Origin of the sequence: Caballeronia sp. LjRoot29 (genome assembly GCF_964252755.1) — a bacterium.
GTDB lineage: Bacteria > Pseudomonadota > Gammaproteobacteria > Burkholderiales > Burkholderiaceae > Caballeronia.
The window spans coordinates 44,617-54,502 of the sequence record NZ_CAXUPU020000047.1 but is presented as its reverse complement, the minus strand read 5'-3'; the positions used below and the strand labels follow the sequence as shown (position 1 = coordinate 54,502).

The following is a 9,886-nucleotide window of genomic DNA, read 5'->3' as shown; positions in this document are numbered from 1 at the left end:
GTGCTTGCCCGAGAGCGTACGGGGCGAAGCGTTTTACTGTCAGGATTCGCGAGAAGGAGGGGTTCAAACATCGGTGGTTCTAGCGAGCACCGTGCTTTTCGGGTACCAATGAATCAAAACTGCACGCTGTGGACACTTAATTTTTAGAGAGTTGAAAGCGTTTTCTTTGCTTCGTTTCTTTGTCGCTTTGGACAAAGAAATGACGCGCTGCCACGCGCAGTGGCTAATAGTGATAAAGAAAACATCCAACACTAAACGCGCGAAGACCTGGAAAGCAGCAACCCGGTATAGACTCCGACCGCTAACGCAGAACCCGCACAACCCACCACTTGACCCGGCCCCCTAACGCCAGAAACCCGCGCAACCCCAACCGCTAACCCCGTGCGAACAAAAACCTAACCAATCATTTGCCAGCCAAAGAACACGGCTAACGAAACCGCAATAGTCAGCAGAGGCTTACGCGTAATCCCACACACAACCACAGCGACCAACGCCGCGATCAATTGCGAATTTCGCCAGGTGAGTTCGGCAGCACCGCCATGCGGCGCAATCGTCATCGGCACGATGATTGCCGTCAGCACCGTCACCGGCACGAAGTTAAGCGCCATCCGCACAATGGGTGGAAAGCTCAGGCGCTCGCCAAAAACAAAAACCGCAGAACGGATGCCATAGGTAATCACCGCCATCCCCACGATCAAAAGAACGTATTTCATTCAGCGCGCTCCATTTCCCCGGAACGTTGCTTGGATTCGGTGGAGTTAGCAGAATCTTTTGCACGCATCGACAGCAGCATGCCCACCGCCACGCCCACCACCACTGCCGCAAGCAAACCAAGCTTGTAAGGCCAATCATTCCACGCAAACGACAACACGCCAGCGGCCAGCGCAGCAGCCACAAAACGCAACGCAACAAGCTGCGGCACGATGATCGCAATGAACGTGGCGACCATCGCAAAGTCCAGGCCCTTCGACTGAAGACCCGGAAACGCCGAACCGAACAGCAGTCCGGCGACGGTCCATATCTGCCAGTTCACATACATGGAAACGCCCGAGCCCAGGAAGTAATACGGCCCGGTTTCGCCCGGCGCGCGGCGCTGGTAATGCGCGTAGGAGACGGCAAATACTTCATCGGTCATGAACGCGCCGAGCGTCCAGCGCCAGCGCGCAGGCAAGTGCGCGACGTAGGGCGCAAGCGTCGCTGAGTACAAGACATGACGCAGATTGACGATAAACGTGGTTGCCCAGATCACCGCAAAACTCGCATGACCGGCGATCAACCCAAGCGCGATGAATTGCGCCGAGCCGGCAAATACCGCAAGCGACATGAACTGTACCGACCACGCATGCAGCGGACCGGTGGCGGCGAGCGTGCCGAAGATCACGCCAAACGGCGCGGCGCCGACCATCATGGGAATGGTGTCGCGTGCGCCTGCGCCGAATTCGGCGAGATTACCCGGCCGATGGTCTTGATGAGCCTGATGGCCTTGATGCGTTGAGTTCAATGTCTCCTCCGTTGATAGCGAGGATAGAACGCGCCGCCTAGATACGCTTGTACGTTCTTGCGGTCCGGTTATATGCGGGACCTGCGGCGTGTGGAGACACGCTGGCGCTAGCGCCAGCGTCCGGGCGATACACCGAAGGTCTTCTTGAAGTGCCGCGTGAAATGGCTCTGGTCGGTGAAACCGCTCGCCGCCGCCACGTCCGTGACTGGAACGCCCGCACGCAATGCATCGAGTGCGCGATTGACGCGCATCTGGTTGCGCCACGCGTGAGGGGCGAGCCCGGTCTCGCGCGTGAACAAGCGCGCGGCGTGGAAGGTCGAGAGACCCACGGTCTGCGCCAGCTCGGCAAGCGATAACGGCTCGGTCAGGTCATCGGTCAGGCAGGCTTTCATCGTATTCACGCGCACCGAGTCCTGATGCATGCGCTGCGCGAGCGGCCGTTGTCCGGCGTGACGCGCAAGCAGCGTGGATACCGCGTCGAGCAACGCATGCTCCGCGCCGAGCGCATCCAGGTTGGCTTCCATGGCTTGATGCGCGATCTGCACGCGATGGGCGAGATCGGGGTCGCGGATGACATCGGCGGAAAACCATGGCATTGGCTGGACGCTGCCAGCCACTTCGTCAGCGACAGCCTGCACGAAATCGACCGGCAGATAAAACACGCGATACCGCCAGCCCAGGTCCACCGCCCGCGCGCCGGTATGCAGCTCCCCCGGATTGATCACGGGCACCGAGCCGGCTTCCGCCACGAAATTCGACCCACGGTAGTCGTACTGCTCCGCGCCCGCTTCAATGACCGGAATGGTGTACGCGTCGTGCCAATGGGGGGTGAACGTATGGTCGTAATACTCGGCCGTGAGCATTTCCGCGCCGGGCACGAGCGGCGAGCGCCAATAGCGCGCGGAATTGCTGAAACGGGAGGCGATCATGGCTTTACGATGCCGTGGAAGGAAACCGCAAGTTTAGCCCGGGCCACGTTTTCAGCGGATCTTGAATAATCTGCTGATTTTTCCTCACGCTTAAAGACGGCTCGATCAGACCGCGGCGGCCGACGTCTTGGTCTTGATGAAACTCGTCAGCTTCCTCCTGAGCTCCTGATCCGCACGCGCGAGCAACAAGGCCAACACAATCGAGATGCCCGCCACGACCAGCGTCTGGACGACAGGGTTCAGTACCCGGATATCGAACGATTCGAACACCAGGCGATAAATCGGGAAATGGATCACATAGAGCGGATACGAAAGTTCGCCCAGCACCTTGCAGATCCCCTTGCCAATGCCTTCAATTGACACCGAACATAGCAGCGCCACGGACAAAGGAACCAGCGTCAGCGAATTAACGAATGCCACCTTGGGACTGCCAATCGCGAAGCACGCCAGCGCTGCGATCGTGATCACCGCAGTGAATAAGAAGTGCGGCTTTTTAAACTGGAGCCCAGCCGAAAAGATCAATACACCGGCGAAGAATTCGGCAATAACGCGCGGGAATCCCAGCAGGAAACTTTCTGCCCGCCAGCCCGGATTGATTTGCCGAAAGATTACGGTGCAGGCAATAAACGCAATGAATGCAAGCAGCGAATATTTGGCGTTCGGCAGTTTGCGGAATTTGTACAGGTACGCAGCAAAAACGACGTTGACGAATAACTCGAAGAATAACGACCACGACGGATCGTTCAACGGAAACGTCGCACCTACGATTGAGTCCGTGCCAAAAGGCCAGCCGATATTATTGAAGTAAGGCAGCCAAGCCGCGCCCAGCACGGTGGCTGTCGCGAGCTGCGTGCCGGATATTTGCGGCGTGCCGGTTTTTGCCATCGATAGCAACACGGCGCACACGCCGAGCGCCAGCCCCAGCAGGTAGAGAGGCGCTAGCCGGACAAGCCGGACGAAGGCGAACTCGCGAAACGACATGCCGTTCAGGATCTTCTTGCTGTAACTATGCGCGATCACGAAACCGGACAGCACGAAGAACAGGTCGACTGCCACCCATGCCCCGCCGAACCAGTCCCAGCCGGTGTGTTGCGTGTAGTGGTGAAGCATGACGGCGATTGCAGCCACACCTCGCAAGCCGTCGAGCAAATCGAACCGGGTGGATTTTATGGCGCTCATAGTGTCGGACCGTCATTATCGAGCGCTCAGTGTAGGGTGAAAAAAATGCAATCCGGATGAGGAAAAATATCCGTTTGAGTCGTCGAGCCGAGAAAATATTAGAAAATAATTCGTTGGAGGGTTTGTCAACGGGAATGAACGGTTTCAGGTTGTGATAACGCGATTAATTGAATCGATCCACTGGATTCATCCAGTCATTTTCTTTCATTTTCATTACCATACTATCGAGTTAATTCGTTCGCAGAACCACCATGCTTAAAGGCGGTTGCTACTGCGGTAGGGTGCGCTATGAGGTACAGGAACTTCCCTTTTATTCCACACTTTGCCATTGCGCCGACTGCCGGAGTATTGCGGCGGCGCCGGTTGTCGCGTGGTTCAGCACGCCGTCTGCCGGATTTCGTTTTGTAGCGGGAACACCCCGGCGCTTTCCATCCAGCGCAAAGGTCGTCCGAACGTTCTGTCCGAATTGCGGCACTCATTTGACCTACCAGCACGCGGAACTGTCGGACGAGCTCGACATTGCAACCTGCAGCCTGAATGCGCCTGAAACCGTCGGGCCAGACGATCACACGCACACGGCAGAGCAGTTGCCGTGGATTCACTTCGCCGATGGCCTCGATACGTATTCCGGGTCAAAGCCGACCTGAACGAGTAACGGAACGCAGCGCGTACGTGTACGCCGCCCCATTTGAAAGTCACTCACGCCCGTGTTCCTGGATATCGCGCAGCGCGTGAATTTTGAATCGTTTAGAAAACAAAAGACTTGCTAATAGACTTTGCGATGCCGCGCGCCAGCCGCTTTCGCCTCCCGCCGCCGGCAAGTTAAAAAACGATCGACGTTGCCAGACCACACCACGTTTCAGGGGAAACATGAAAACTTCGAAGTTGTTGATGACGTTAGGTCTAGTCGCACTCAGCGCGCTTGCACGTCTGACGCCGGCCCACGCGGAAGCACTGGATGACATCGCGAAGCGCGGTGTACTGCGTGTCGCCGTGCCACAGGATTTCGCGCCGTTTGGATCGGTCGGACCGAGCATGCAACTGGAAGGGCTGGATATCGACGTGTCCGGGCTGCTTGCGAAGAAACTCGGCGCCAAGCTGGAACTCGTGCCGGTCACGAGCGCAAACCGGATTCCGTACCTGCAGACGAACAAGGTCGATCTGGTCATTTCGACGCTGGGCCGCGATGCGGAGCGCGACAAGGTCATCGACTTCTCGCAGTCGTATTCGCCTTACAACAATAGCGTGTACGGTCCCGCGAATATAAAAATCGACGGCCCGGCTGACATGGCTGGGAAGACGGTGGGCGTCGCCCGCGGCACGTTCGAAGACCTGATGCTCACGAAGAGCGTGCCGCCGTCCACCACGATCAAGCGCTTCGAGGACAACAGCGGCATGATCTCCGCCTACCTCGCAGGTCAGGTTCCGTTGGTAGGAACGGGTGATTTCGTGGCGAACAAGATTGCGGCGACTTTGCCGGCGTCGGCGCCGAATAAACCCGCGCTCAAGTATGTGATCCACGAATCGGCATGTCATGTCGGGTTGAACAAGAACGAGCCGAAGCTGATGGCAAAGGTCGATGCAATCCTGACTGAAGCGAAGAAAGACGGTGAGTTGAATGGCATCGTGGAGAAGTGGCTGCATGTGCCACTGCCGCAGAAGATGGTGCAGAGTGTGGATTGAGTTTTTGCTGTCTTGGCTATAGCTGGCAGGTTGTTAAGTGCCGATCATCACGCGGAAATGAAACAGCGTACATACTTGCTGCTTCTCACTAACGTTTTTTTGATTGCCATGGACAACGATATTCAGATCCGCTTAGCGCAGCTTGGCCTTCAATTGCCCGCGCCAATTAATCCGCTCGGATCGTATCGGACGACCGTGACCCTGGGTGACCAGCTTTTTGTTTCAGGCCTGGGCCCGTTTAAGGACGGTAAACCGGTTGTCGGAATTGTCGGCGATGACTTCTCGATCGCTGACGCGCAGGAAGCAGCGCAGCGGACCATGCTGCTGATTCTTGCTTGTGTCGAGGAAGCTTGCGGGCTGGAGAACGTTGAACGCTGCGCGCGGCTGACGGTTTATGTTCGCGCAGAGAGCGGGTTCACAGCGCATCCTAAGGTCGCCGATGGGGCGAGTGATTTGTTGCTAGCTCTTTTTGGACCGGATCGGCTGCCGGCGAGAAGTGCGATAGGTGTTTTTACTCTGCCGATGGGCATTCCCGTGGAAATCGATAGCGTTTTTCAGCTTAAACGCTAGTGGTTCGAGGTATTAGAGGGGAGCGGTCTGGTTCAGTGCCGGGTTGCTGCTTTCCAGGTCTTCGCGCGTTTAGTGCGCGTTTAGTGTTAGCTATTTTCTTTATCACTATTAGCCACTGTGCGTGGCGGCACGTCATTTCTTTGTCCAAAGCGACAAAGAAACGAAGCAAAGAAAACGCTTTCAACTCTCTAAAAATTAAGTGTCCACAGCGTGCGGTTTTCATTCATTGGTACCCGAAAAGCACGGTGCTCGCCAGAGCCACGGATGTGTGAACCCCTCCTTCTCCGAACACGGATACCCACACGCTTCGCCACAAGCGATTGAACCTGCCCGAAGGGCACACCGCGCTATCCGCGAACAACCTGCCGCTAAATTGGCAGGTCCGCCGCACTTCGTCGCAAACCCTTCCTGGCGCCTGCCCTTATAAGATCGACTTCTGGAACGGCGCGCCCGAGTGCTCACGCAGCTCATTGAAAACGATCTTCGGCCATGCCTTCTTCGCCACATCAATTTCCGATACATGCGAAGCAAGATACGTCGGCGCATTCGACGCATCCAACGCAATACGCGCCGAATATGCATCGGTGAAACGGCGCAGTTCAGCAGCGTCGTCACACGTCACCCATCGCGACATCCGATACCGCGCCGGCATGATCCGCACATCCACCTTGTATTCCGCCGATAACCGGTGCGACACCACCTCGAACTGCAACTGCCCGACCGCGCCCAGAATGGTCGAGCCGCCAAGCACCGGTCGGAACACTTGAATCGCGCCCTCATCGCCAAGTTGCCGCAGCGCTTCACCCAACTGCTTCGCGCGGATCGGGTCCACCACTTCCACCGTCTGGAAAATTTCCGGCGCAAAAAACGGCAAGCCCACGAACTGCAACAGCTCACCTTCCGTCAACGTGTCGCCAAGGCTCAGCGTCCCATGATTCGGAATGCCGATGATATCGCCCGGGAACGCTTCACTCACGGTCTCACGACGTTGCGACAGGAACGTCACCACGTTATTCGCGCGGAAAGTCTTATTGGTGCGCGTCACCTTCAACGCCATGCCGCGCTCGAAGTGTCCCGAGCACACACGAATAAACGCCACGCGGTCACGGTGCGCCAGATCCATGTTCGCCTGCACCTTGAACACCACACCGGTAAAGCGCGGCTCTTCCGGCAACACCGGACGTTGGACAGACATCCGCATCGATGGCGGCGGCGCAAGCTCAACCAGCGCGTCCAGAATTTCCTTCACGCCGAAGTTGTTAATCGCCGATCCAAACAACACCGGCGATTGTTCTCCGGCGAGAAACTTGGCGCGATCAAACGCAGGCGTAGCGCCCGTGATCAAATCGATTTCTTCTTTCGCGCGCGCCCAGCTCGGACCAAAGCGACGTTCACCGTCAGCATCATCGAGCGCACGCACGGTTTCAACCGCACCGCCGGCAGTATCTTGTCCCGCGCGAAATACGCGCACCTGATCGTGCGCAATGTCGTAGACGCCCTGGAATTCCTTGCCCATGCCAATAGGCCAGGTGAACGGCACGGCCGCCACACCCAGGTGCTGTTCAATTTCATCGAGCAGATCAAGCGGTTGACGTACTTCCCGGTCAAGCTTGTTAATGAACGTGAGAATTGGCGTGCGGCGGCTGCGGCAGACCTCAAGCAGCTTGAGCGTCTGCGCTTCAACACCGTTGGCGCCGTCGATCACCATCACGGCAGCATCGACTGCCGTTAACACACGATACGTATCTTCAGAGAAGTCTTCGTGGCCCGGCGTATCGAGCAGGTTAATGACACAATCGCCATATTCAAACTGCATGACCGAACTCGCGACCGAAATACCGCGCTGCTTTTCGATTTCCATCCAGTCCGACGTTGCATAGCGGCTGCTCTTGCGCCCCTTCACGGTGCCTGCAATCTGGATCGCGCCCGAAAATAGCAACAGCTTTTCGGTCAGCGTGGTCTTGCCCGCGTCAGGGTGGGATATGACCGCGAAGGTGCGGCGCCGTTTGAGTTCGGAGAGTGACATCTGTACTGGAAAAGAGCTGTGGGGGTGAGCATTCGGGCGGGACTGGCCCGAAAACGGCCCGAAAAAGCCGCGTGGTGTGGATGATACACGAGGGGGGGTCCACTCGTGGCCGGGCCGGGGCCACGGCCGGGCACGCTTGCACAAACAAGAAAGGCCCCGATTGGATCGGGGCCTTTCTCAAACCGCTAAAACCTGAAGCCGGGCAAGAACCTTAAAGCTTGAAGCTTGAAGCCCAGGGCTTAAAGCTTAGGGCTTCGGTGCCGACGACGGGATCGTCGTAGTCGCGGTCGTGTTCTTGTGATGCTTCTTGTGGTGATGCTTCTTGGCCTTGTGCGTGCCGCTAGCCGGTGTTGCATCGGCAGCCGTAGCAGCCGGAGCCATGGCAGCTGCCGGAGCAGGTGCCGAAGCTTGCGCGAATGCACCAGCGGAGAACAAAGCGACGAGCGTCGCGGCAACGAGTTGCTTTTTCATGGCAGTAAGATCCTTGAGGTTGATGTCGAGGTTTGTTATCGACAACGCGGCGACGACGTCGCGTGTACCCGTTTAACGTCTCATCGCGAAGTGTGTTGACACGAACTCAAAGAAAAACTGACTGCAGCCAAATAATTTTTCGTGCAAAGGATTCCACGCGTTAACGCATTTAGATGCACCCTGTACCCCGTATATTCCACTGCGTGAAATTCAGCGCCAGTACATAACCTTATTTGACAATCATTGGGCCGCTCACTCGACCCGCGTCTCATCACGCTTAAATTGCCGAAGTCGAGTTTGCATCGGCGACATTAGAAGGTGTCTCGACTCCGCCGCGCTGCCCGAGCCAGATCCAGACCATTCCTGCAAGTAACGCGCAGGCGATCATCACGCCGCTCATCGAAAAAATGCCGAGTACCGGAAACAGCAACGCGACGAATGAGCTCGACGCCGCGCCACACAGCATCTGTATGGATGTCAGCAAGCCGCCCGCCACGCCCGCCAACTCGGGAACGGGATCGAGCGCGCCGCGTGCAGCACTGGGAGCCGCGAGCCCGAAGCAAAAAGTACTGGCCACGAGCAAGGGCATGATGGTGAGCAACGACGCGCGATGCAATACGCTCAGCGCAATCAACCCGAGTGTCGCGACGAGTGTCGTGCAAATAGCGGTCGCGAGAATGCGCCGCGATTCAAAACCGCGCGCAGCGATAAAACCATTCACCGTTGCACCCGCGACAATACCGGCGCCGGTCATGGCGAACATCGCGGCATAGATGATTGGCCTGACGTGCAGGATATGCAGCAGCACAAGCGGCGAGCCCGCGACGTACGCGAACATCCAGCCAAACCCAAAACCGTTGATGAGGATGTGCCCCAGCACCGCGCGATGTGTCAGCACGCGCCTGTACCCATCGCGGAGCCCGGACATCGCGAAGCTGCCGCTGCGCTGCGGCGCGGATTCCGTCAGGGCAGCCCACGTAGCGAGTCCGGCCACCAGTCCGCAGACCGCCATGACGCCGTAGATCCCTCGCCACTGAATTGCCGCCAGCAGGCCGACGCCAATAGAAGGTGCCACAATCGGCGCAACGTTCGCCACTACGGTGATGGCCGCGAGACGGTGCTGCATCGCGTTGCCTTCGAACAGGTCGCGCACGATCGCGAGCGCCACCGTCATCCCCGCGCCCGCCCCAATGCCCTGCACTAATCGCGCGCCAAGCAACACGCCAATGCTGGGTGCCGCCGCCGAAACAATCCCGCCGGCCGTGAACAGCGCGAGGCCGAGCAGGAGCGTAGGCTTGCGGCCTTTTGCATCGGAAAGAGGGCCGTAGACGATCGGACCCACCGCGAAACCTGCCGTGAACAGACTCAGCGTGAGCCCGGCCTGACTCGCGCTCGCATGCAACGTGCTCGCAATATCGACGAGCGCGGGCAACGCCATATCGATGGAAATAGGCGGCAATGCAGCCAGCGCGCCGAGAAAAACAGCGAACAGGATGGATTGCGGCGCGAGTCGCCAGCGTTGCATCA

11 protein-coding genes are annotated in these 9,886 nt (G+C 57.9%); 3 read left to right on the top strand and 8 right to left on the bottom strand.

From position 1 onward, the window contains the following. Positions 1-395 precede the first annotated feature (395 nt). The 4 genes from ACSQ83_RS32620 to ACSQ83_RS32605 all read right to left on the bottom strand — a co-directional run bounded on the left by ACSQ83_RS32620 (position 396) and on the right by ACSQ83_RS32605 (position 3,609). Entirely contained in the window at positions 396-713 is a 318-nt protein-coding gene (locus tag ACSQ83_RS32620; protein WP_414949816.1) for an AzlD domain-containing protein, read from the bottom strand. Continuing rightward, complete coding sequence (locus tag ACSQ83_RS32615) at positions 710-1,408, bottom strand: AzlC family ABC transporter permease (protein WP_436230953.1); 699 nt, start codon at positions 1,406-1,408, stop codon at positions 710-712. The genes ACSQ83_RS32620 and ACSQ83_RS32615 overlap by 4 nt, the downstream gene beginning before the upstream one ends. A 200-nt stretch (positions 1,409-1,608) precedes the next feature. After that, complete coding sequence (locus ACSQ83_RS32610) at positions 1,609-2,430, bottom strand: helix-turn-helix transcriptional regulator (RefSeq protein WP_414949815.1); 822 nt, start codon at positions 2,428-2,430, stop codon at positions 1,609-1,611. Positions 2,431-2,535: 105 nt separating this feature from the next. Next, positions 2,536-3,609, bottom strand: coding sequence for an acyltransferase family protein (locus ACSQ83_RS32605; RefSeq protein WP_414970317.1), 1,074 nt, complete (start codon positions 3,607-3,609; stop codon positions 2,536-2,538). Positions 3,610-3,860: 251 nt separating this feature from the next. On the opposite strand from ACSQ83_RS32605, the gene ACSQ83_RS32600 reads away from it, so the two are divergent. Further along, positions 3,861-4,256: a GFA family protein gene (locus tag ACSQ83_RS32600; protein WP_436230951.1), complete on the top strand. Its 396-nt coding sequence runs from the start codon at positions 3,861-3,863 to the stop codon at positions 4,254-4,256. A 48-nt stretch (positions 4,257-4,304) separates the two neighbouring features. Here the strand turns inward: ACSQ83_RS32600 and ACSQ83_RS32595 are convergent, their stop codons facing one another. Then, on the bottom strand, positions 4,305-4,481 hold the full coding sequence (locus ACSQ83_RS32595; RefSeq protein ID WP_436230950.1) for a hypothetical protein: 177 nt from the start codon (positions 4,479-4,481) through the stop codon (positions 4,305-4,307). Here ACSQ83_RS32595 and ACSQ83_RS32590 point away from each other — a divergent pair. Both ACSQ83_RS32590 and ACSQ83_RS32585 read left to right on the top strand, forming a co-directional pair. Continuing rightward, positions 4,480-5,292: a transporter substrate-binding domain-containing protein gene (locus tag ACSQ83_RS32590; RefSeq protein ID WP_414970315.1), complete on the top strand. Its 813-nt coding sequence runs from the start codon at positions 4,480-4,482 to the stop codon at positions 5,290-5,292. The genes ACSQ83_RS32595 and ACSQ83_RS32590 overlap by 2 nt on opposite strands. A 108-nt stretch (positions 5,293-5,400) precedes the next feature. Next, positions 5,401-5,862 carry a RidA family protein gene (locus ACSQ83_RS32585; RefSeq protein WP_414949967.1) on the top strand — a complete coding sequence of 154 codons (462 nt, stop codon included), beginning with the start codon at positions 5,401-5,403 and terminating at the stop codon, positions 5,860-5,862. Positions 5,863-6,283: 421 nt separating this feature from the next. Here ACSQ83_RS32585 and ACSQ83_RS32580 read toward each other — a convergent pair whose 3' ends face one another. The 3 genes from ACSQ83_RS32580 to ACSQ83_RS32570 all read right to left on the bottom strand — a co-directional run bounded on the left by ACSQ83_RS32580 (position 6,284) and on the right by ACSQ83_RS32570 (position 9,884). Beyond that, the gene (locus ACSQ83_RS32580; protein ID WP_414949811.1) at positions 6,284-7,888 is read right to left on the bottom strand and encodes a peptide chain release factor 3; all 1,605 of its coding nucleotides are present in this window, start codon (positions 7,886-7,888) and stop codon (positions 6,284-6,286) included. Positions 7,889-8,134: 246 nt separating this feature from the next. Then, on the bottom strand, positions 8,135-8,359 hold the full coding sequence (locus ACSQ83_RS32575; RefSeq protein ID WP_414949809.1) for a hypothetical protein: 225 nt from the start codon (positions 8,357-8,359) through the stop codon (positions 8,135-8,137). A 277-nt stretch (positions 8,360-8,636) separates the two neighbouring features. Then, a complete protein-coding gene (locus tag ACSQ83_RS32570; RefSeq protein WP_436230949.1) occupies positions 8,637-9,884 on the bottom strand; it encodes a multidrug effflux MFS transporter in 1,248 nt (415 codons plus the stop codon). Between the last annotated feature and the right edge of the window lie 2 nt (positions 9,885-9,886).

What these genes read in the sequence shown, in the direction of transcription:
- ACSQ83_RS32605 (WP_414970317.1), bottom strand. Translation starts at nt 3,609, where the DNA reads ATGAGCGCCATAAAATCCACCCGGTTCGATTTGCTCGACGGCTTGCGA.
- ACSQ83_RS32590 (WP_414970315.1), top strand. Translation starts at nt 4,480, where the DNA reads ATGAAAACTTCGAAGTTGTTGATGACGTTAGGTCTAGTCGCACTCAGC.
- ACSQ83_RS32600 (WP_436230951.1), top strand. Translation starts at nt 3,861, where the DNA reads ATGCTTAAAGGCGGTTGCTACTGCGGTAGGGTGCGCTATGAGGTACAG.
- ACSQ83_RS32585 (WP_414949967.1), top strand. Translation starts at nt 5,401, where the DNA reads ATGGACAACGATATTCAGATCCGCTTAGCGCAGCTTGGCCTTCAATTG.
- ACSQ83_RS32575 (WP_414949809.1), bottom strand. Translation starts at nt 8,359, where the DNA reads ATGAAAAAGCAACTCGTTGCCGCGACGCTCGTCGCTTTGTTCTCCGCT.
- ACSQ83_RS32610 (WP_414949815.1), bottom strand. Translation starts at nt 2,430, where the DNA reads ATGATCGCCTCCCGTTTCAGCAATTCCGCGCGCTATTGGCGCTCGCCG.
- ACSQ83_RS32620 (WP_414949816.1), bottom strand. Translation starts at nt 713, where the DNA reads ATGAAATACGTTCTTTTGATCGTGGGGATGGCGGTGATTACCTATGGC.
- ACSQ83_RS32595 (WP_436230950.1), bottom strand. Translation starts at nt 4,481, where the DNA reads ATGTTTCCCCTGAAACGTGGTGTGGTCTGGCAACGTCGATCGTTTTTT.
- ACSQ83_RS32570 (WP_436230949.1), bottom strand. Translation starts at nt 9,884, where the DNA reads ATGCAACGCTGGCGACTCGCGCCGCAATCCATCCTGTTCGCTGTTTTT.
- ACSQ83_RS32580 (WP_414949811.1), bottom strand. Translation starts at nt 7,888, where the DNA reads ATGTCACTCTCCGAACTCAAACGGCGCCGCACCTTCGCGGTCATATCC.
- ACSQ83_RS32615 (WP_436230953.1), bottom strand. Translation starts at nt 1,408, where the DNA reads ATGATGGTCGGCGCCGCGCCGTTTGGCGTGATCTTCGGCACGCTCGCC.